Origin of the sequence: Methanosarcina siciliae T4/M, from assembly GCF_000970085.1 — an archaeon.
Lineage (GTDB): Archaea > Halobacteriota > Methanosarcinia > Methanosarcinales > Methanosarcinaceae > Methanosarcina > Methanosarcina siciliae.
This window is the reverse complement of the sequence record NZ_CP009506.1, coordinates 4597289-4618784: the sequence shown is the minus strand read 5'-3', so window position 1 is coordinate 4618784 and position 21496 is coordinate 4597289. Positions and strand designations below refer to the sequence as shown.

Sequence of the window (21496 nt, the reverse complement as noted above, 5' to 3'; positions counted from 1 at the left end):
TTTTTGTTGGATCCTGGTAGGTATCGTTTTTGTTGTTTTTGGTGAGTGTAGTTTGGAGGTTTTGATGTTTTTGGTGAGTGTAGTTTGGAGGTTTTGATGTTTTTGATGGGTGCAGTTTGGAGGTTTTGATGTTTTTGGTGAGTGTAGTTTGGAGGTTTTGATGGGTGCAGTTTGGACGTTTTTCCGTTTTTGATGGGTGCAGTTCGGATGTTTTTCCGTTTTTGACGGGTGCAGTTCGGATGTTTTGTTTTTTATTTCATATGGAAATTCTTGCTGCCGAATTATTTTTTCTTAACTGACTGCTGAGTATCCGATGATTCGGAGAGTCTGCCTGCGCATTCAAGGTATGTATCAGGGTCTTCCATTGTGAGGTCCACTTCGGCAAGCAGGTCGTAATATCCGGAATCTGTGAGCATATCTGTATGTTCTTCGGTAATCAGGTCGTAAGATCTGGAATCCGTATGCATCTCCGTATATTCTATAGATCCCGGGGTTAAGCCCGGTCCGTATCTCACAGTACCCGTTTCAATAACCGAATAGTGGAAGAGGAATCTCTGAGACGAATGGTTCGTTCTCAGTTTATAGGTTATAGGGTGCACAGGACTCGAATAGAACGTTTTTTCCTCAGCTTCGGATACTTTCTGATGTCTCATCCAGTTTCACCTCTTTTATTGAATTATTTGAATAGGCTCTCTGCCATCCTCTGCGGAAGTTTTTGCGTTTTTCGGCCCAAATGTGTGTATTCGTTTTTTATTTCCGTTTTCTCTGTTTTTCTTTCCCAATGCCTTTTTTCTCGTTTTTAGTTCGCTTGCACTTTTTTTGAGGCAGTGGGTGCAGAAACAGCGAGAACCCGATTTTTTATTTTGATAAATAAGGGAGGATGGACCGGAAGTCCATCCGGCATCTGGCAAGCTTGGCTTGCTTTTTTCTTATTTTATGGCTTCAGAAGGTTTACCCGATTATCTTTTTATAGAGTTCCGGACCCTTTTCTGCCACGGTGTAGGTCTGGGCAGTAATGGAGTCACAGGGTGCTCCTGGTGGGACTTCACAGCCTGTTGAAATCATGTACTTGGACTGCATGCCGTTCTCCTTGAGAGTGTTCAGAACGCTCTCCTGGAGGGCAATTGTGTCTGCCTTCATCTTCTGGAGGCCTTCGGGGCTGTTGTCCAGGAAGACAATCGGACTGACTTCTCCACCGAACATGGTTTCCTTGCCGTAGGTGCTGATCAGGTACTTGTGATCCTTGGATCCTTTCCCGGCCTCATCAGGGTAGAAGGTGTAGCTGTAGTACTCGGTGTTCCACTTGTTTATGAGCTCCCAGTGTGGGGCGTCGGCACAGTTGTGGATAACAACAGGCTTATTGTATTTCTTGTAAAGAGGGGCAATCCTGTCCTGCATGACCTGGCCCTCGGACTTCATGTATTCGTCAGCGCTGAGGATGACGTTATTTGTCCAGAGGTTAACTATGCAGAGGTTGTCAGGCTGGGCATCTTCGAACATGCCCTTCATGATTTCTTCTACATAGGCTGTAGTCTTATCAAGGGCCTTGAGGACGACATCAGGGTTTGTCCTGAGGTCGGAAAGTACACGGGTTGCTCCCATTATCTGGGTCAGAGCGACCATCGGGCCTTCGATCAGGGCTGTCATGGGTGCGTCGAGGGCGTGTGCTTTCTCGGTTGCAAGCTTGTTGCCCTGGATCAGGTTGTAGGCACGGGTGCCTTCATTAAGGTCGGGGACTTCAAGTTTCTCGTAGTCTTCAAGGTGGCCGATTGCAGCGGGGGTGTCCTCTTCAGGGTATCTGATGGTTGCACCGAAGTCAGCCGCGTCAACACAGAGGTCGGTCAGGCCGACGAAGGTATCCATATTGAAGTATTTGATACCTGCTTCGACACAGTCCGCATACTTCTCTGCCTTCGTAGAATAATCAATATAGGCGCAGGGAACGAACTTCCTGGATACGCCACAGGCAAGAGGTGCTACAGGGAGCCTGTCGACTTTCTTATCTTTGAAGGCAGCACCGAACCTTTCTGCTTTGGTCATGGTTTCATTGAACTTCGGGACCACGGAGTCGAATTCTGCTATTATTTTCTCTGCAGTTACTCTGCCGATGTCTACCTTTTCCTTGCCGCTTTTCTGTGCGAGAGTTTCCTTGTACTTCATCTTGCTTGTTGCAATTGCAGAGTCGCTCCAGGAATCCGAAGGTAGCTCGCTTACAAGGGAGCTAAGAGTATCGACTGCTGCGCTTGCATCGAGGGCCGTGCCGTCTGCGCCGACACTGTCTGCGAATGCCTGAGATATAGGTGCACCACCGACCATTACAATTAGGGAGTCTCTGATTCCTTCTTCCTGGAGCTGTTCAATAACAGTTTCCATGCCGCCCATTGTTGTGGTCATAAGTGTGCTCATCGAGATGGCTGCAGCTTTCTTTTCCTTTGCAGTTTCTGCGAACTTGTCAAGGGGTACGTCACAGCCAAGGTCGATCATGTTGAAGCCGGCAGCGGTCATCATGGTCTTAACGAGGTTCTTTCCGATGTCATGTACGTCACCCTCGACAGTACCGATAATGACATTCTTGGGGGCTGAAGTTCCGTCCACTTTCATGTATGGTGTGAGGATGTCCATCCCGGCATACATAGCGTCTGCTGCGAGCAGAAGGCTGGGGACAAAGGCCTCTCCTCTTTCGTACATATCACTGATGATCTTCATGCCTCTTGCAAGGCCGTCAACGATTGCTTCGTATGCGTCGAGCTCCTCGTCAAGGGCTTTTTGTGCGAATTCTTCTGCAAGTTCGTCGTCACCATCAACGACAGCATCAGCTAAAACATTCAGAATATCTTCTTTTGCCATAAAAAATCTCCTTTTTTGTTAGAACCCGGACAACCGGTTTTCTGCCTGTTTTTCCGGATCTCTATCTGCTTTTGCTTAGATCCTTAACGGGTTCCACAGCCCGTCAATTCTCTAAATCCACTAATATACTCCTTAATCCACAAAATGACCATTTTCCTAAAAAACGATTTTTTTTCCCGGAAATCAGCATCTTCAGCCGCGGTACAAACTGGGATTTTTTACCTGAATCCAGTACAGGTTTTTCCTTTCAGGCTTAAATGGTCATTATTGACAGATTGACTCTATGATATATAGCTTAACCGATGATGTTTTTTAATTCAGGGGCAATTTTTTTCCTCCCAGAAAAATATAGTTTTCTTTATATTTCGCACTGAATGGATTTTTACTAGACTTCTAGTTTTAGAACCAGGGGGAAATTTGTTGTTTCTTTAGCTTTTGTGTTCCCGACCTTTTTGCAAGTATGAGGTTTTTATTCGGGGGTTGGAAAACTCCCAATCTCTGGAAAAATAGGACCTGCCAAATTTTGATGGGGGATGTAAAAATAAAGGGCATTGAAAATTTGAGGGTATTGATCGAAGAATCGCGGGTTGAAAAGTTACGGTCATCTCTCTGTCCATTGGTCATCTATCAGCCCGTTGATCCGCCCTTTTGATCCCATTGCATTTATGTTATTCAGTGTCAAAACAGGCATTTTGTTTCTCAGTATACGAAAACTGCAAAATATCTCTGACTTTCGTTTTATATCTTTTGATTTCTCGCGTATTATGATAATTTAAATATAATATCAATAGTTTTTATTATACTGATCAGAATCAAAATTTAAATATAATACTTGTAATATAATTAATATGGCTTTGATCTAAAGAAGTTTTTCACTTTTAGATTCTATTTCATGTTAAGAATGTGTCGAGAACCGTTCTTTAATGTAGAGGTACTATCACAAGAGCTGGTTTCAAAACCCTTTATTTCCAGGTCGGTATAGTGAATCCTGGTAAAATACACTGGATTTATCCATTAATGCTCTTGGCTAAATGTTAAAGCTATCCTTCCCGGAGGACGAGGCGGGTTTTTGGGTAAAACTCCGGAAAACGGTAGTTCGTCTTAACATAAAAGATGTATGGTTGGAAGCTGATAAACATGAGTTCCCTTATAGACTTGATTTTCTTCTCTGAAAAAAGAAAGAATCTCCTTATTCAGTTAGCTAATGGGCCGATGTACATTGATGAGATCAAGGATACTCTTAATGTAAAGGCGTGTGCGGTGATGCCACAGATAAAAAAACTGAAGGATATGGATATAATCGTGCAGAAAGGAAGTGCCTACGAACTCTCGGATATCGGAGAGGTTATCGTTGAAAAGATGCTCCCTCTCACTTCTCTTCTGGATGTTTTTGACGGGAATAAGGACTACTGGTCAAAACATGACCGATCCCCGATCCCGAGGCACCTGATACAGAAGATAGACATGCTTGGGAAATGTACTCTGGAAGAGCCTGATCTGGACCATCTCTTTGAATTCCCAAAGCAATTGCGGGAAAGGCTTTCCAGTTCTAAAAACCTTACGTCCTTTTATTCTTATTTCTGCCCCGATTGCCCTGCAATTCAGGCAGAATGTGCAGAGGACGGGGCTGATGTACATCTTATCCTTGATGAAAAGGTCTATAACAGAATGAAAAACGACTTTGAAGACGAATATAATACCTGCTTGAAAAACGGGGTTTCTCTTTACATTTACTCCGGTAAGGTAAGGCCTTCTTCCTTCATGGTTTCGGACAACTTCATGTTATTGAAGCTCTTTGGAAAAGATGGCGAGTTTGACCACAGAAAGATCATGAGTTTCACCCCGAGTGCTCTGGAATGGGGCAGGGAACTTGCCCAGTATTACATTGACCGCTCGGAGAAAATCATCTAAAAAACGTCATCAGTTCTTGGCATCTCTCCAATTGTTCTTGGAAGCCGGATCACGTTGAAATTTTCCGTTTCCGGCAGCCATGCAGAAATTAAAGAAAAAATTAAGGAAAAATTAAGGAAAAAAATATTCGATAAAGAAGGTGCGGGGAAATTTTTAACCTTACAAGGTTTTTCTTTCCCTCTTACTTATTTCTCTTTCTTTTTCTCTTACTTTTTTCTCTTACTATTTTCTCTTACTATTTTTCCTTTACTTTTTTCTGCTTTTAATATCAGTGATTCTCTGTACATGTTCGTGATGCTCATGTCCGTGATGCTCATGTTCGTGATGCTCATGTTCATGATCATGTCCATTTTCTACTTTATGTACATCTATTCCCTTTTTCTCAAAGGTTTCGTGTACCGAACTGTTCACAGCATCTTTCAGAGCTTCCTTCTCAACGTTTGAAACAGCGGAGAGGATTTTGAATGTCGGGGTGGAGCCTTCTTTTGACTTAATTATCTCTTCCTGGGGCTCTTCATAATAGATGGTCACGCTTTGTTTTACGGTTTCCATCCCGTTGTCCAAAAAGAGTTTGATATGTCCTAAAAATTCGGGGTTCAGCTCCAGAACTTTTTCTTTTATCGTATTCATCAATTCAGTAGTGAGCTCCCTTGAAGCCTCCGTGCTCAGATTCCCTCCATCCTTTATTTCAAACTCTGCAGCATAGCTGCCGACCCCGGAAGCTTTGATGGAATCCTCGGTTTCCTGAATTTCAGAAGGTACGGGCTTTTCTTTCTGGGTGGTTACCTGAGTTTTTTCCTGATTTTCCTTGATCTCAGGAAGAACCAGCTGCATGAAATTCTTAAACCTTTCCCCCGTATCCTTTCCTGAAAGCAAAACCACCCTGGCTTTGGGGTTCAGCTGCTGCACCGAAGCTTCAAGGATCGGGATCCGGATAGGTTCTATCAGGTCCACCTTGTTTATCCCCAGAATTTCGGCATCAATAATCTGCCTCATGGCAAATTCTTTTACCTCTTTCATCAGATTCTTGAAGCGGCTGCCGTCGATCAGGGTCACGAGGGGGGCAACTTTTACATCTTCTCCAAGATTCATAAGTTCGACTTCGGTCCTGATAACGTTCGGGAACGCAATTCCTGTGGGTTCGATCATCACGATATCGGGCTTGTATTCTTTTGTCAGAAGGTTCATTGTTGTCCTCAGCCCGACTTTCAGGGTACAGCAGATACATCCGCTTGTAATCTCCTTGGTATCGAACCCGAACCTGTTGATCACGTCCCCGTCAATCCCTACTTCGCCGATCTCATTTACAATAATGGCAACTTTTTTTCCTTTTTCTGCCAGGTACTTACCCATATTGATAATGGTGGTTGTCTTCCCGCTTCCCAGGAAACCTCCAACAACAATGACTTCCACTTTTCTATCCTCCGTTTTCTGCCATTTCTTTACTTACTGGATTTTTTTCTGTTTCATGGACGGAATGCAAACCCAAAGACCTCTGGTCCGGATATAAACGTCAACTTTTCTATCCTCAAAGTATATTGTTTTATCTCTAAATTGGGGTCCATCTAAATATTTTTGTGTCTTTCAATTCCTTTTTTGTGTCTCTCAATCCCTTTTTGTCTCCCAAATTTTTTGCCGATAAATTAGAAGAATTGCAGAATTAACTGCATATCTTAAATGATGAAGAAACTTGAAACAAAAATTAACTATACAATACGTTGAACAGGGTTTTACGGATCAGAAATCTCCGTAATCCGGTCCACCTGAAAAATTTGCCGATAAAAACCATAATCAGTCTGTTCGAGCAAAACTCACTTTTTTATCAAAAATTAGCCCGTGGAGAAATGAAAATGGGCTGCACACTGCAAAGTTGCAATCCTGCTATGCAGCCACAGGATTTCAGCGTTAATAAATTGTGCTTTTCTTTTTTGTTTCTACCTTCTTTTTTCCTGTTCAAAGTCCTGCAACAGTCAGGTTTTCCCATTTGAACCTGTCATCAGGGCAGGCATGCAGGCAGCGCTGGCAGTTTGCTCCGTCACAGAGGTCGGTCCTTATTTTCACAAACCCGTTATCCTCCATTCTGAGAGCTCCGTTCGGGCATACCTTTGCACACTTCTTGCAGCCCTGGCAATCCTCAATGACCATGGTAAGGTAGGTCCCGACTTTTTCGAGCACTTCAAGCCCTTCTTCTCCGAGTTCCGGAATATCCCTTTCGACCTGGCGGTCGATTTTCAGGATAGTTGAAGGTTCGCTGATCATCGGGAGTTTTTTCTTTTTCAGGAACTTCTGGAGCATTTTGAATGCCATACCCTCGTTCCAGTAGGCAAGTTCCAGTAGATAAGCTTCCTTAAAGGCTTCGGAGGTTGCAAACATCACATGTGTGCCCACTATTTCCTTTGCAATTGTCTGCAGCTCCCAGAGCCTTTCTTCGGAAAGCAGGATTTCTCTGGCAACGGTCAGAGAGGTGTTTCCGATCTGGGAGACATAATTGGCATTGTACGGGATCATTCCTACTTGATGGGCTTTTGCAGCATCCATGTAAGTCCCGGCAGCTCCTGACATATGGGCTACTTTGAGGTCTTCCATTTCAATTCCAGCAGCTGAACAGAGTGTGATGTGCCCCGCCCGGAGGGCTCCTATGGCTCTTCCGGCAGCGATAAGGTCTTTTTCGGTGAATTTAATCCCGTTCTGGAGGTGAATTATTTTTTCAGGAGTCTGAATTTTCGGAAGAACTATCAGTTTGTTCCTCATCCCGGCTTCGATAAGAGCAATAACTCCTGTTCCTGTAATTCCTTTTGCAGTGACCTCTCCTTTTTCCACAACCTCTCCGGTCTTCGGGTTTACAAGATCTCCCATGGTTGTTTTCATGTCCCGATCAAGCACATAACAGCGCAGGTTCTCTCCTTCAAATTCGACATCACAGATAGTGTGCGGGGAGGCAATGGATCCGTATTCTATTTCCTGGCCTTCGAGAGCAGGCCCGGCCGCAGCCGATCCGGTGTAAATAACCCCGTTTGATTTCAGGGCCATTTCGGCGTTTGTCCCGTAGTCCGTAGCGATTGCGACTTCATCGCTCTCGACCATGCCTGCCTTAACTATTAGGGCAAGGGCGTCGGCTCCGACCTCGTGTTTAATGGCAGGGGGCACAAACAATTTGCAGTTCTTAAATTCTTCAAACCCCACAATTTCAGCAAGAGGGACTACCCTGGCGTCTCTGTTCTGTTCTTCAATGTGATACTTCTGCTTCTTACGCTCGCCTGCGTATGCCAGGTCTTCGATAGGAATTCCCTGAAAGATAGAAAGCTGGATCGGGTTTCCGCAAATTGAGAACTTCTCCATCTCTTCGGGTTTTGCTCCGAGTTCCGTAAGGATATTTTTGACCGCTGTTGCTGAGAGCCCATGAGCTTTGTCAAGTCCGTAGTGGATCGCAAAGTCAAGGTGGTCCATCACGTTTGCTCCCGGCAGAGGGTTCCGGAGAGTTATCACGGTTTTCTTAATCTCGCCGCTTTCCAGGTCAATTTTCTGAGCTCTGAATCCGCTGGTGCCCAGGTCAATTGCAACTCCTGTTCTCATATCTTAACCTCCTCCAAAAAAGTTTAAGATTTACTCAACTGCACATACTTAGCTTAATTATCCCATCATTTGTTAATTTGAATAAATTCAATAAGTGTCGTAATGTATAAGCTGCACTTATGGGTTTTACTGCATCCCTTGCCCGGATCTCCTGAACCGACAGCCTGTTAGGGGCCTGGTTTCGGATCTCCTCATCCCTGAGGTCCCTCCCTGGCAAAGTTAAGAAAAATATGAACAGGGGCAGAATAATTCCGGAGTCCGGATTGCTTTAGAGCTCCGGGATCTGCCCGTAGAAAAATAAAGGATTTTTATGCTTTTTCAGGCGTAGAATTCGTTTCTTGCTTCGACCATGGCTTTGATGTTCTCGAGAGGGGTCATGGGTGCAATACCACAGCCCGGGGCGAGTACATCGACACCGTCTTCAAGGGCCTGCTTGGATTCGGCTTTGATCTTGTCAATAGGGCCGGGCAGCAGGGTGAAGGGGCTGGAAATGTTTCCTACTAACCTTGCTCTGGTTCCTATGACTTCCTTTGCTTTCTTTACGCTGCCGATCTTTTCTTCAACGCTGAGACCTTCAAAACCGCAGTCTGCCATGTAGCTGAGGATCGGGTTCACGTTTCCGCAGACGTGAAGGACAGTTACGCCGTTAACGCCGGAGGAGAACTTCTGCAGCCTGGACTGGAGGTACTGCTTGAAGGAGTCAGGGCTCATAAGGTCAGGGGATGCGACAGGGTCTGCAATAGCAATAATGTCTGCACCGGCTTCTACCATGGCGTTTGCATAGATGATTGAAGCTTCAGTTGCGAGGTCAAGAGACTGTTCAAAGAGGTCAGGTTTTTTAATGGACCATTTCATGAAGGATTTTACACTTACAAGGTCAGAAGCGACTGTGATAGGACCTTCCATACCGCCAACGATTGGCACGTCAGGGCCGACTTTTTCCCTGATGATCTTGATTGCTTCGAGGACTGCCGGGATTCTGCCCTTCTGCAGGAGATCTGCAGGTACGGCTGCGCCATCGAGGGCTTTGGGGAAGGGGTGACCGGTAACAGAGGGCTGCCTGTTCTTGGTACCCATGTTGATCTCACAGCCCATGGCTTCTACAAGGACAGTAAGGCAATAGGGAACCCTTACGGCTTCAAGTCCGCTGAGTTCGTAGTTGGCGAGTGCCAGCTTTGCCATAAGCTCGGGGTTGGTGTGGGCTTCAGGCCAGGGGGCACCGACTTCGTCCATGAGTTCTACAATTCCGGTCTGGGTCACGGAACAAACAGGTACTTTGTCAACAGATTCGCCTTTCAGGGCGGCTAAAAGTCTTGTTTTAAGTGTGAATTCGCTCATATCGGTCATACCTTTTTTACTTCTATCTTTGTAACTTTTATCTTAGTACATATATTTTTATTGCAATTTTATTGTCTACTTGACAATATTATATAGACCTTTTCAATCCAAAATGTTTCATACTCCAGACTAGAGTATCCGGGGTTCAAAACATATTAAAAAACTGTAATTTACACGGGTAAATGGGATCTGATAGTGCCTTCTGTATCACCTTTTTTGTCTCACATGAGGAGGAATGAGAATGCTGGCCGTAAAAACAATTCTCAGGCCACTCATCTGAACTAGGATACGGATATTTTTTTCGTTATCAAATTATAAAAAATAATTGTCAGGAATTTTTCTTTGTCTTTTTTTTGATACATCCCTTAACAAATTTTCACCATATTGTTCAGGCCCCTGTCTCTTCCAATCCATCTTAGTCTTCTGTTTTCTCTACTCTTCGGTTCCGAAACGGCAGAGATTTCATTAAATCCCGGCATCAGAAAATTGATAATTTCGGATTATTTTTTCTGCATTCTACAGGCTCGTACCGTTAAGTTTCTTATTCTTGTGTTGCATTGAATTAAAGGGGATTCGATGAAAAAGGAGTTGGCTGGAAATAAAAATCAGATATGTTCTCCTCGAGGCGATGAACATTTAATTTCTTACTCTGAATTCCTGCAGAGGCTAGATGTAAATGAAAACGGGCTCAGTGGACAGGAAGCTACCCGCAGACTCGAGGAGTGCGGTCCAAATGTCCTTGAAGAAAGCGGAAAAGAAAGTATATTTAAGAGATACATCCGGCAGTTCCGCAATTTTTTCTCCATCCTGCTGACGGTAGGAGCCCTCCTATCTTTTCTTGGCGAATACCTTGACCCCGGGCAGGGAAATCTATATATAGGAGTTGCGCTTGTCGGGGTCGTTTTCCTTAACGGGACTTTCACGTTTGTACAGGAGTACCAGGCTGCAAAGACAATGGAAAGTTTCCGGCAGCTTCTACCCCCTCATGCAAAAGTTCTCAGGGACGGAAAGGTACGTGACGTTCTGGCTTCAGAGCTTGTGGTGGGGGACGTCATCCTGCTCGAAGAGGGAGATAAGGTCCCTGCAGATGGACGGTTAATTGAGACCAATGCCCTGAAAGTGGACAATTCTGCCCTGACCGGAGAATCCGAGCCGCAGTTGCGCTCTATAGAGTGTACTCATGAAGATATGCTGGAATGCCGGAATATGGTCTTTTCCGGAACTCTTGTACAGAGCGGGAATGGTAAAGCCATTATTTTCGGAACCGGACAGGACACGCAGATCGGAAGCCTGGCAACGCTTACGGAGCAGACCACCTCCGTAGATACTCCTATCCGGAAGGAACTCAACCATTTCATAAAGATTATTTCAGCAATTGCGATTTTCCTTGGAATTACTTTTTTCCTGCTCGCATTTTTTCTCCAGGACATCTTTCTTGCAAGCCTTATCTTTGCTATAGGGATCATTGTTGCCAATGTTCCGGAAGGGCTCTTGCCCACAGTTACGCTTGCTCTAAGCCTTGCTTCCAGAAGAATGGCTACCCGTAATGCCCTTATAAAGCAGCTTGAGTCCGTAGAGACTCTCGGCTCAACTACTGTGATCTGTACGGACAAGACCGGAACCCTGACCCAGAACAGGATGGCAGTAAATTCTCTTATCCTGGGGTTTGAAAGTCTGGAAAAGGAAAAACCTTCCAGTCCTCAGGAAGGCGGTGAGTCGGGCGCAAAAGAACTTACAGGAAATCCCGGCTGGGCTCCGGAAAAGATCCCTCCGATTTTCATAAGGGTTGCAGGGCTCTGTAATAATGCAAAGCTTTACGAAGCTCCTCCCGGATATACCGGGGACCCGACCGAAGGGGCACTTCTAGTTTTTGCGAATGGTTTCGTAGATGTAAAGGCTCTCCAGCGCGAGTATCCGAGACAGGAGGAGTTTCCTTTCGATTCTCTTACCCGCAGGATGGAAGTTGTCTGCCGCACACCCGAAGGCAAACTTGAGGTCTACCTTAAAGGCGCTCCCGAAGTTGTTGTGCAGATGTGCGGGTCGGTTCTGGAGTCCGGAGAACTCCGAAAACTGGATGAAACCGGGCAAAAAGAGCTTCTTGACAGGCACCTGAAGCTGGCAGAAAAGGGAGAAAGGATAATTGCCCTCGCCTTCAGACAGGCAGAATCCCAAAAAGAGTATACAGGAGATTTCATTTTCCTTGGTTTCATCGGAATTATAGACCCTCCGCGTCCTGAAGCCAGAGAAGCTATTGCAAAATGCCATGCAGCAGGGATCAAAGTTGTCATGATCACAGGCGATCACCCGGTTACTGCAGAATCAATAGCTAGAGATGTAGGGCTTGCAGCATTCGGGACTCCTGAGATCATTACCGGAGACGAGCTGAAAGCCCTTTCCCGCACAGAGCTTGCATCGCGGCTCAAAAATCCAAGCATTGTTTTTGCCCGGACCTCCCCTGTACAGAAACTGAAAATTGTACAGCTCTTTCAGGCTGAAGGCGAGATCGTGACCATGACCGGCGATGGGGTGAACGATGCTCCTGCTATAAAAAATGCCGATATGGGGGTAGCCATGGGCAGCGGCACGGATGTGGCCCGCGAGGCTGCCGACATGGTACTTCTGGACGATAATTTTGCTACGATAGTAAACGCCGTCGAAGAAGGCAGAACCGTTTTTGATAACATAAAGAAGTTTATTGCTTACATCCTTACGAGTAACATCCCCGAAATCCTGCCGTTCATAGCCTTTGTTCTCTTTTCAATTCCCCTCCCCATGACTGTTCAGCTTATCCTGGCAATCGATCTCGGGACTGATATCCTGCCTGCCATTGCGCTGGGGGTGGAAAAAGGAGAGGGCGATATCATGAAGAGACCCCCCAGACCACGGGATGAAAAATTATTAACCTCGCAGGTGCTTTTTACGTCCTACGGGGTGAAGGGACCCATAGAAGCTGCTGCAGGTTTCTTCTGTTATTTTGCCGTACTTTTTGGAGGAGGCTGGACTTTCGGCGAACAGCTTGCAAACAGTGATCTCATTTATATGCAAGCAATAACCGCTTTCTTCTCAGCCGTAATTATCTGCCAGATTGCCAATGTATTTGTTTCAAGAACCAGGTTCCAGTCCGTATTTTCAATGGGCCTTTTCAGCAATCGCATGGTTCTCCTGGGAATTGCAAGTGAACTCCTGATTCTTGCCCTCATTATCTGGAACCCGGTTGCTAACCTTATCTTCAATACCGCCCCCATTGACTTCAAGTACATGCTGCTTGCCGTTCCTTTTGCGGTTTTCCTGCTTGGGACCGATGAACTCAGGAAATATCTCCTGAGAAAAAATGTAGGCTGGGTAACAAGATTCTTTAAATGGTGACCTGGCTTGAGGGAAACCGATTAAGAATAAGCAGTGACCCTAATAGTTGGAAAGGTAGCTCGAAGGAGCTGAAATAGAAGGTTAAAGGAAAGGTTAAAGGGAAAACTGAACTAGAAAATTGAACAAGAAAAGCGATCTCGAAAATTTATGTTTTTGAAAGTAAATTCCGTGTGAACGTAATTTTATATGGCAGTTAATATTTTTGGTAAATTATTGTCTTAATTCTTATTTAATATCTTTTTTTCTAAAATTCATTTTTATCCCTCTTTTCAGATAATAGGGCTTTATTCTTCCTTATACATATCCACTCAGATTAAACTTTTATACTATGTGTGTGGAATGTTTATATATTTGTCATCACAATCTTGCCTTCTTCAATTATATTTATACCCCCTATCCAGTTTTAACCCTGCAGAGTTTAAAATATGAATGTAAGTAAAAAAATTTTTGTTATTATCTACATAATTTTTGCCCTTCTTACTTCGGTCGTTATTTTTGCATCACAGAATATCCTTGATTCAAGTTTTTCCAGTCTGGAGGAAAAAGAGGCAATTGAAAATGTGGAAAGTGTACAAAATGTTATTCATTTCCAGATCATACAGCTGGAAGAGACAAACTCTGCCCTGGCTTCAAGGGAAGATATCCGGGCTTTCATTGTAAGTGAGAATCCGGAAGATCTTGGCGGAACTTTACTCTCCGATCTTTTTATTTTGAACGGATGCGACTTTGTTTTTTTCGTCAATAGTTCGGGGACTATGATATACTCTCAGGTATCGGACTCAAAAAATTCCAGTAATGTTTCCAGTGACTTAATTATTCATGAATTCTACCGGAAAATCAATGAGGGGGATCTTCTCTTCAGGGAGAGGCTGAGTCCTTTAAGCGGACTACTCCTGCTGGAAAACGGACCTGTAATCGTTTCCTGCTGTCCCGTGTCTGCAGCACCCGATAACAGTGAAACGATCGGAACAATTGTTCTGGGAAAGAAGCTGGATTCCGGTTTCGTTGAGTCAATCCAGAAAATTACGGGAAATCCGGTTTTATTTTACGGGCCTGATAACGCGCCTCCTGAATTTCATCAAGCTTTTTTAGAAAATGGAAATGAAAATCTCACACACCTTGTAGACGTAGAAGGAGACAGGTTAGCAGGTTATTTTATCCACAGGGACATTAACGGAAACCCGGCCATCATGGTTAGGACGACTGCTGACAGGAATATCTATGAGGAGGGCAGAAAGTCTCTTAAGTATATAGTTTTTTTCCTCCTTTTTTCCGGTCTCATGGTCGGTGCAGGCTGTAAGTTCCTCCTTGACAGGGAGGTTGTATCCAGGCTTGTTGCTATTGATACTTTTGTAGACAAAGTGGGAAAGGACGAAGATTTCTCGGCACACTGTATTATGGAGGGAGATGACGAGCTTTCAAGGTTGACTGAAGGAATTAACCGGATGCTTGACCGTCTGAAGTTAAATTCCGATAAAGTTAAAGCTCAGGAACATGAGAAGAAAGTTATTCTCAACTCTCTCAGCGAACTCGTGATCTTTATGGATCTTGAGTTGAAAATAGTCTGGGCAAACAGGGCTTCTCTTGATTACGCAGGCCTTAAACTCGAAAACATTATTGGACACAGTTATGAGGAACTTTCTCCAATGTCCGATGCGGTTTCCGGGAGAGCTCTTGCACAAAAGGCGCTTGAGTCCGGAAAAGAGAACACAGGAGAGGTAGCCACCCCCGACGGAAAAGTCTGGATGATCCGTATGAATCTGATTAAGGATGAAGAAGGAAAAGTAACCGGCTTCCTGCAAACAGGGCTCGATATTACGGCACACAGGCGTTCCGAAGAGAAACTGCTCCAGGCAAAATTGGAAGCTGAGGCAGCCAGCTGTACAAAGAGCGAATTCCTTGCCAATATGAGCCATGAGCTGCGGACGCCTTTGAATTCCATTATCGGTTTTTCGGACATCCTGATCGAGAGAGTTTTCGGGGGACTGAACGGAAAACAGTTGAAATATGTTAATAACATCTCCGTAAGCGGAAAACACCTTCTGGGGCTTATAAATGATATTCTTGACCTCTCTAAAGTAGAAGCCGGAAAAATGGAACTTCACTACAGTGAATTTACTGTTGACTCGGTTTTCGAAGAGGTGAAGGCCACTCTCTCCCCCCTTTTTCAGGCTAAATCCCTTGAAATAAACTTTGTAGTAGGGCCGGATTTCGGAGACATTCAGGCTGACAGAAGCCGGATTATCCAGATTCTCTATAATCTTGTAAGCAATGCGATCAAGTTTACCCCGGAAGGTGGCAGAGTCTCGGTTTACTGCAAAAAAAGCGGAAGAAGAGCCATTTTTTCCGTAATGGATACGGGAATCGGGATTTCTTCTGAGGATCAGAAAAAACTTTTCCAGCCCTTTACCCAGATCGATTCCTCCTCAGCCAAGCAGTACTGCGGAACCGGGCTTGGGCTTGCTCTGGTGAAGAAAATTGTAAATCTACACCAGGGAGACATCTGGGTTGAGAGTGAACTTGAAAAAGGCAGTACTTTTATGTTCACAATTCCCCTCACAAAGCCTCTTGAGTCCAAAAAAACCGACACAGGGGGCATTGAAGACGTAATGCTTGAGTTTGATATGAGTAAAGTAGCTGCCTTCTCCGTTAAAGGTTGTGAGGAAGCTTTAAAGGAAGAAATTGAGCTTCCGGAAATCTTTCTCCCTGAAAATGGTGAAGCCCAGAATCTTGTGCTTGTAGTCGACGATGACATAAATTCCAATGAACTGACCTCGGTTGTTCTCCGGGAAGCCGGGTATAGTACAGCTTCCCTTTATAATGGAAAAGATGTTTTGGAAGTTGCAAAGAAACTGAAACCTGATGTTATCACGCTGGATGTTTTACTTCCTGATATCAGTGGCTGGAATGTCCTGAAACAGCTGAAAAGCGATCTCGATACAACAAGCATCCCGGTACTTATTATTTCAGTTACAGATAACAACGAACTGGGAGTCGCCCTTGGGGCGACTTATTCCTTTACAAAGCCAGTAAGAAGGGTCGAACTACTGGACTCATTAAGAGAAATTACAGGTAAGTTCAGTTTTGATGAACCAAAGGTTCTTATTATTGACGACGATGAGAACGCAGTGGAATTGCTGAGTTCAATGATTGAATCCGAGGGTTTTGAGATAGTAAAGGCTTACAGTGGGCAGGAAGGTCTGGACAAACTCTTTTCCGGGCAACAGCCGGATATCCTCATCCTCGATCTGCTGATGCCTGAGATAAGTGGATTTGAGGTTATCTCCTACCTGAGGGCCGGGGAACAGACAAAAGATATTCCTTTAATTCTCTGTACTGCAGGAGAGTCTACTGAGAAGAATATCGAGGAGCTTAATGGCGAACTTAAAGGTCACCTTATTTCTATTATGAAAAAGGGCACTTTCGGAAGAAAAGAGTTAATTAATAGGATAAAACAATTAGCTATGCTGAAGAGGCGTGAAGATGAAAGAAATTCTTATTGTCGAAGATAACCCAATGAACATGGAATTGATCCTGGATCTTCTGGAGTTTTACGGGCATCGTGTAACTGAAGCAGAAGACGGGATAAAGGCTCTTGAACGCCTTGCTGAAAAGAAGTTCGATATTATCCTCCTCGATATGCAACTGCCTAAAATGGACGGGCTTGAGGTTCTGGACAGGATTAAAAAGAACCCTGTTACTGCAGATATTCCTGTGATAGCTGTTACAGCCCATGCCATGAAAGGAAGCGAAGAACACTTTATCGAAATGGGATGCGTGGATTATATCTCAAAGCCCATAGACATCCATAGGTTCAGATCTCTGATCGATAAATATCTGGGAGAATAAGAAGAGGACACAGAACTGCGATTTGGAAATACAACTGGATTACAGAGATATTATATGTTTTTAAAAAATTGACAAATTTTCGAAAAATGCATAAAATTACACTGTAGTTAGAAATATTGGAAATTCACGGCTGGAAAGATGTTTACAATCTAAGTAAATTTGAAATCAGGAGAAATGAAAAAATAATAGAAAGTAAACCAGCATTGGAAACTATTGCGGCCGGAAAGACATTTTTCTATTTCGAGTTGAGTATTCCTCATCCCCGTTTTCATCCAGGTTCGATTTCGTCTGACCCGGCTAAAGTCTGATGTTTTATACAGATGCCGCCTCTGTCTTAAACATGTGCCGCACTAAATGTGGAAAATTATATTTTGTCCAGCCGCCTGGACATATCTTTATAATATAAAAAGAGCTCTTCACACCATTTTTGTGCGCTTTCATCGAAGCTCATCAAGCGCTGATGGTCAAATTTCCCTTTTTTATCAAAGAGTACAAGAGAGCAGAAGCGTTCGGTTACGACGTCTTTAAGCGTCACATTTTTGTCGCAGATATACACTTCCGTATTCTTTGATTCCACAAGCATTTTCAGGTCTTCAAAATAATCCTTTTTCATTCTGTCAAAGACAGGCTTTGTCAGGATAAGAGACATTTCCGCTTCTTTTCGTACTATCTCGGCATAGAGTTCAATATGGAGGGGATTGAAGTATGAAAGGAACATTTTTATATGTTTTGACTCAAGGAGGTTCTTTCTAAAGTCCTCGGGGACCTCAAAAAGCCGGTTAAGGTCGGCTTCAAGCATGAAGTAATTTCCGAGTTCGTCAATCCGGTTGAGAAGGTGCTCGGGAATTGCACTGAAGTCATGGTTAATCCAGTAATCGTAGTTTTCCTCAAAGACCCTGACCGTGTCAAGCAGAGGCTCCATCTTCTCGACAACTATTTCCCCCATGTCCGATAGTCTATAGGCACTTTTTTCGTCCTGCACGATCAGACGCCCTTCCTTTAACTTCTTGATCTGGGGCATAATCGAAGTCGAGTTAACGTTAAGGGCCGTTTTTATTTCATCACCTGTCTTGGGCCCTTCTTCCAGAAGGAGCAATAAATCTTTCCTCTTTTCAGATAGAAACGCCAGGTCAATAAGTGATATTTTCATTTCATTCCATCTCCCCTAGAAGCTTCTTCAGTATGCCGGAGAATTTCTCCTTTATTTTTCCGGAAGCAACCTTATTGGCAAAAGTCCTTTTTTCTCCCAGGAGAAAACCGTGAGGGGACTTAATGCAACACTCATGCGCTACTTTTCAGTTGATACCTTATATTTTTTTCCAAAAATCCCTCCTTTTCTTAAAGTTAAACTCCTTTTTTCTTTCGGTCTTCCTTTCCACCTGTCTATTTTTCCTCTCTGTTTCCCTTTTTTCTCTCCGGTTTCCACTTTTGTCCCGGCTTCAAAAGGAAGGGCATAGGCATCTCCCACTCTGAATTTTGCCTTATCCGAAACTCCCTGCCTTCTGGCTCTGCAATTACCTTCTCTGAAACATATTAGCAGATCCGTGAAGACCTATCTTTTGTCTCCTCTGTTGGGGTTTAAACCTTTAAAACCCTGTACACCAGATGTACGTACTTCTTTTCCACAATTTCATTCCTTGCGAGTTCGAGTTGAATCCTGGCATTCTCGATGCCTCTGAAAAGGTTTGTCCCGTTTTTCCCCACAATTTCCGGAGTCAGGACAAGGCTGATTTCTTCAACAAGTCCCTGTTCGAGCAGAATGCTGTTGAGGATCCCTCCGCTGTCAGAGACTACAAGTTTGAACCCGTACATTTCGTTTGCAATTTCAAGGGCTTGCCTGACATCCACGCGTTCGGCTCCCGTCAGGATAAAGTCATAGTTCCTTTCCTTGAGGTAGTTGAGGTAAGGCTCAGGAGTCTTTTCCGAGACAAGGACAATCACATCTTTACAATACTCAGAACGCCGGAAAACGTGCATCATTCCTTCAAGAATTCCTCGGGAATCCGCGATCATCCAGTATGCGCGAGTATCTTCAGGCTGAATTTCAGGTTTTTTGAAGTCTGCTTCCTCTTCCGGAGGGATCTTCTCGCAAAAAAATTGCGTTCCCACCTTTGCAGTGTTTGAGCCGACTATCATGGCATCGGGCTCGTAACTGCCCAGGATACCGTAATGAACATCAAGGTTTGCCGTAAACCCGGTAGTAGAACCGTCAAGACTTATGGTGTTGTGTATAATCAGTCTGGGTAGCATTTTGTCACCTGTTCCCCCAAATTAAATTAGGCTACTTACTCAAATTAGAGTCTCTTATTAACTTAAACCCAACATTCAATAAAGTTATTCTATATTGGAAGATATTTAATCTGGATGCATGCTCTGGAATTTGAAGGCGTATCAAAGTCTTTCGCAGAAAAAAATGTTGTAAGAGATATCTCTTTTTCAGTCGAGCAGGGGGAGATTTTCGGACTGCTTGGCCCGAACGGGGCTGGAAAAACCACCCTTATAAGGCTGCTTCTTGATATTATAAAGCCGGATTCTGGAAAAATCCGGGTTTTCGGAGGTTCTCTCAGTGCTGCTGCAAAGGACAGGATAGGTTACCTACCTGAAGAAAGGGGACTGTACAGGAAAACAAAGCTTCTGGATATGCTTATCTACCTCGCCCGGCTTAAAAATGTCTCCCAAAAAGAGGCTCAGGCGAATGCAGAAGCTCTTCTGAAGTCCCTGGACCTGTACGAATACAGGGGGAAAAAGGTGGAAGAGCTTTCAAAGGGGATGCAGCAAAAAATTCAGTTCCTTTCTGCTGTCATCCACGAACCTGAACTTATCATCCTTGACGAACCTTTTTCAGGGCTCGACCCCGTGAGCACGAAGGCCGTTAAAGACAAAATTCTCGAGTACAGAAAAGAAGGAAAGACCGTAATCCTCTCCACACACATGATGGAACAGGCGCAGAAGCTCTGTGACAGGATCCTTATGCTAAATAAAGGCGAGAGGGTGCTTTACGGCACCGTTGCAGGAATCCGAAAAGAACACGGAAAAAACTCTCTGCTTGTGGAGTTTGCCGAAAAAGGGAGTTTGAGCAGTCTTCACGATATTCCGGGCATCAGAAAAATTACCTGGCGTGAAGGGGCAGTTGAGATCTTACCTGAAGAAAGCACAAATGCACAGGCAATTCTGCAGGAACTTGTACGGAGAGCCGAAATCCTGCGTTTTGAGCAGGCACTTCCTTCCCTGAACGAAATTTTTATTGAGACTGTGGAGAGTGTTTCTGGTGAGTAAATTTTCCGGAAAAACTTTTATCGTTGCCAGGCACGAGTTCCTGAAAACCATAAGGCGTAAAGAGTTTCTCTTCATGACCTTTGCTTTTCCTCTTCTCCTTGCCGGGATAGCTATTATTCCCTCTCTGATTGCCAGTACCACCTCTGCAGAAGACCAGAGGGTAGGCTACATCGACATGACCGGTTCCTTCGATTTCCCGGAATCCTCAACTCGTGAAGGTTTCTCTGTTGGGCCACTGGGAGCAAAAGCCTTAACCATAGAGTTTGTAGAGTACGAAGACAGCTCTGGAGCCAGGGGAGCCCTGCAGTCAGGGCAGATTTCTTCTTACATTATAGTCCCTGCAGATTTCCTTGATACCGGTGTGATCGAACTTTATGCTTCCGAAAAGGAAATGTCAGTCCAGGGAGCTGAAATCTCGGCTGAACTTTCGAATATAGCGATCAATTCTCTTCTGGAAGACCAGGTGAATGAGACCGTGCTCCATAGGGTCAAAGACCCGATTAACCTGAAACTCTATAATGTAGGGGATAACGGTGAGTCTTCCGAACAGGGCCTGGCTGAGATACTGACCAGCTTCGGGCTGCCTTTCATTATGGCATTTCTCCTCTTTTTCAGCATTTTTTCGGCATCAGGATATCTCCTCCGCGGAGTTGCCGAAGAAAAGGAAAACAGGATTATGGAGGTCCTTCTTTCTTCAGTAACTCCTTCCGAACTTCTTACCGGCAAGGTCGTGGGGCTCGGGGCAGTCGGCCTCCTGCAGATTGTTGTGTGGCTCTCAGTAATCTTTCTGGGCGGTGGCTATGCCCTGCCTGTGGATATCGAGCCGATGCTCCTTTTTATTGCCCTTATCTATTTCCTGCTCGGCTTTCTCTTCTTTGCCAGTATGATGGCAGGAATCGGGGCAGTAACCGGTTCCCTTCAGGAGAGCCAGCAGGTAGCAGGAATCTTCACTTTTGTAGCCGTATTTCCCCTCATATTCATGCAGTTGATCCTTACAAACCCTGACAGTCCGGTCGCGGTTTTTCTTTCCCTCTTTCCTTTCACTTCTCCTGCGTCCATGCTTGCCAGGATGGGGACTTCGGAAGTGCCTATCTATCAGATACTCCTCAGCTTTTTCATCCTCTTTGTCTCAATTCATGGGGTTCTCTTACTTTCCACCCGGCTTTTCAGAACCTATCTGCTCATGTACGGGAAAAGACCCGGGATTAAGGAAATCTGGAAGAATATCCGGGAAGCCGGCAGGTGAAGGATAGTTAAAAAACGGTTCTATGACGTGTTAATTTTGGACAAACCGGGACCCCCGTTTAAGATAAAAGAGGTCTACTCGTTTAATAAA

Annotated in this window: 16 protein-coding genes; 7 read left to right on the top strand and 9 right to left on the bottom strand. The window is 44.5% G+C overall.

The features are described 5' to 3' along the window. Positions 1–281 precede the first annotated feature (281 nt). Positions 282–653 (bottom strand): hypothetical protein, encoded by a 372-nt coding sequence (locus MSSIT_RS19355; RefSeq protein ID WP_048174072.1) that lies wholly within the window; start codon positions 651–653, stop codon positions 282–284. Between the two features lie 298 nt (positions 654–951). Then, complete coding sequence (locus tag MSSIT_RS19345; protein WP_048174070.1) at positions 952–2847, bottom strand: uroporphyrinogen decarboxylase family protein; 1896 nt, start codon at positions 2845–2847, stop codon at positions 952–954. A gap of 1212 nt (positions 2848–4059) precedes the next feature. On the opposite strand from MSSIT_RS19345, the gene MSSIT_RS19340 reads away from it, so the two are divergent. Beyond that, entirely contained in the window at positions 4060–4758 is a 699-nt protein-coding gene (locus MSSIT_RS19340) for a helix-turn-helix transcriptional regulator (protein ID WP_231590063.1), read from the top strand. A 246-nt stretch (positions 4759–5004) separates the two neighbouring features. Here the strand turns inward: MSSIT_RS19340 and MSSIT_RS19335 are convergent, their stop codons facing one another. The 4 genes from MSSIT_RS19335 to mtaA form a co-directional block, all read right to left on the bottom strand. Then, complete coding sequence (locus MSSIT_RS19335) at positions 5005–6171, bottom strand: GTP-binding protein (protein ID WP_048174069.1); 1167 nt, start codon at positions 6169–6171, stop codon at positions 5005–5007. A gap of 540 nt (positions 6172–6711) precedes the next feature. Next, a complete protein-coding gene (locus MSSIT_RS19330) occupies positions 6712–8331 on the bottom strand; it encodes a methylamine methyltransferase corrinoid protein reductive activase (RefSeq protein WP_048174068.1) in 1620 nt (539 codons plus the stop codon). A 34-nt stretch (positions 8332–8365) separates the two neighbouring features. Next, complete coding sequence (locus MSSIT_RS23755) at positions 8366–8548, bottom strand: hypothetical protein (protein WP_156158909.1); 183 nt, start codon at positions 8546–8548, stop codon at positions 8366–8368. 101 nt (positions 8549–8649) lie between these two features. After that, positions 8650–9669 (bottom strand): methylcobamide:CoM methyltransferase MtaA, encoded by a 1020-nt coding sequence (mtaA, locus tag MSSIT_RS19325; RefSeq protein WP_187151965.1) that lies wholly within the window; start codon positions 9667–9669, stop codon positions 8650–8652. A 576-nt stretch (positions 9670–10245) separates the two neighbouring features. Between mtaA and MSSIT_RS19320 the strand changes: the two genes are divergently transcribed. The 4 genes from MSSIT_RS19320 (at position 10246) to MSSIT_RS23750 (ending at position 17192) form a co-directional block, all read left to right on the top strand. Beyond that, positions 10246–13035 (top strand): cation-translocating P-type ATPase, encoded by a 2790-nt coding sequence (locus tag MSSIT_RS19320; RefSeq protein ID WP_048174066.1) that lies wholly within the window; start codon positions 10246–10248, stop codon positions 13033–13035. Between the two features lie 425 nt (positions 13036–13460). Then, on the top strand, positions 13461–16547 hold the full coding sequence (locus MSSIT_RS19315) for a response regulator (RefSeq protein WP_048174065.1): 3087 nt from the start codon (positions 13461–13463) through the stop codon (positions 16545–16547). Next, positions 16519–16884: a response regulator gene (locus MSSIT_RS19310; protein ID WP_048174064.1), complete on the top strand. Its 366-nt coding sequence runs from the start codon at positions 16519–16521 to the stop codon at positions 16882–16884. Before MSSIT_RS19315 ends, MSSIT_RS19310 begins: the two co-directional genes overlap by 29 nt. 116 nt (positions 16885–17000) lie before the next feature. After that, on the top strand, positions 17001–17192 hold the full coding sequence (locus MSSIT_RS23750) for a hypothetical protein (RefSeq protein WP_156158908.1): 192 nt from the start codon (positions 17001–17003) through the stop codon (positions 17190–17192). Between the two features lie 56 nt (positions 17193–17248). On the opposite strand, the gene MSSIT_RS19305 is transcribed toward MSSIT_RS23750, so the two are convergent. From MSSIT_RS19305 to MSSIT_RS19295, 3 genes are all read right to left on the bottom strand, one after another. Continuing rightward, on the bottom strand, positions 17249–18034 hold the full coding sequence (locus MSSIT_RS19305; protein ID WP_048174063.1) for a helix-turn-helix transcriptional regulator: 786 nt from the start codon (positions 18032–18034) through the stop codon (positions 17249–17251). Between the two features lie 138 nt (positions 18035–18172). Further along, positions 18173–18310, bottom strand: a complete 138-nt coding sequence (locus MSSIT_RS19300) for a hypothetical protein (protein ID WP_156157507.1) — start codon at positions 18308–18310, stop codon at positions 18173–18175. 152 nt (positions 18311–18462) lie between these two features. Then, positions 18463–19134 carry a dihydrofolate reductase family protein gene (locus tag MSSIT_RS19295; RefSeq protein ID WP_048174061.1) on the bottom strand — a complete coding sequence of 224 codons (672 nt, stop codon included), beginning with the start codon at positions 19132–19134 and terminating at the stop codon, positions 18463–18465. Between the two features lie 114 nt (positions 19135–19248). Here MSSIT_RS19295 and MSSIT_RS19290 point away from each other — a divergent pair, with 114 nt between their 5' ends. Next, positions 19249–20160: an ABC transporter ATP-binding protein gene (locus MSSIT_RS19290; protein WP_048174060.1), complete on the top strand. Its 912-nt coding sequence runs from the start codon at positions 19249–19251 to the stop codon at positions 20158–20160. Then, entirely contained in the window at positions 20153–21406 is a 1254-nt protein-coding gene (locus tag MSSIT_RS19285; RefSeq protein WP_231590062.1) for an ABC transporter permease, read from the top strand. The genes MSSIT_RS19290 and MSSIT_RS19285 overlap by 8 nt, the downstream gene beginning before the upstream one ends. Positions 21407–21496: the final 90 nt, after the last annotated feature.

Coding starts and splice junctions, on each gene's coding strand:
- MSSIT_RS19355 (WP_048174072.1), bottom strand. CDS start 653: ATGAGACATCAGAAAGTATCCGAAGCTGAGGAAAAAACGTTCTATTCG.
- MSSIT_RS19345 (WP_048174070.1), bottom strand. CDS start 2,847: ATGGCAAAAGAAGATATTCTGAATGTTTTAGCTGATGCTGTCGTTGAT.
- MSSIT_RS19340 (WP_231590063.1), top strand. CDS start 4,060: ATGTACATTGATGAGATCAAGGATACTCTTAATGTAAAGGCGTGTGCG.
- MSSIT_RS19330 (WP_048174068.1), bottom strand. CDS start 8,331: ATGAGAACAGGAGTTGCAATTGACCTGGGCACCAGCGGATTCAGAGCT.
- mtaA (WP_187151965.1), bottom strand. CDS start 9,669: ATGAGCGAATTCACACTTAAAACAAGACTTTTAGCCGCCCTGAAAGGC.
- MSSIT_RS19320 (WP_048174066.1), top strand. CDS start 10,246: ATGAAAAAGGAGTTGGCTGGAAATAAAAATCAGATATGTTCTCCTCGA.
- MSSIT_RS19315 (WP_048174065.1), top strand. CDS start 13,461: ATGAATGTAAGTAAAAAAATTTTTGTTATTATCTACATAATTTTTGCC.
- MSSIT_RS19310 (WP_048174064.1), top strand. CDS start 16,519: ATGAAAGAAATTCTTATTGTCGAAGATAACCCAATGAACATGGAATTG.
- MSSIT_RS19305 (WP_048174063.1), bottom strand. CDS start 18,034: ATGAAAATATCACTTATTGACCTGGCGTTTCTATCTGAAAAGAGGAAA.
- MSSIT_RS19295 (WP_048174061.1), bottom strand. CDS start 19,134: ATGCTACCCAGACTGATTATACACAACACCATAAGTCTTGACGGTTCT.
- MSSIT_RS19290 (WP_048174060.1), top strand. CDS start 19,249: ATGCATGCTCTGGAATTTGAAGGCGTATCAAAGTCTTTCGCAGAAAAA.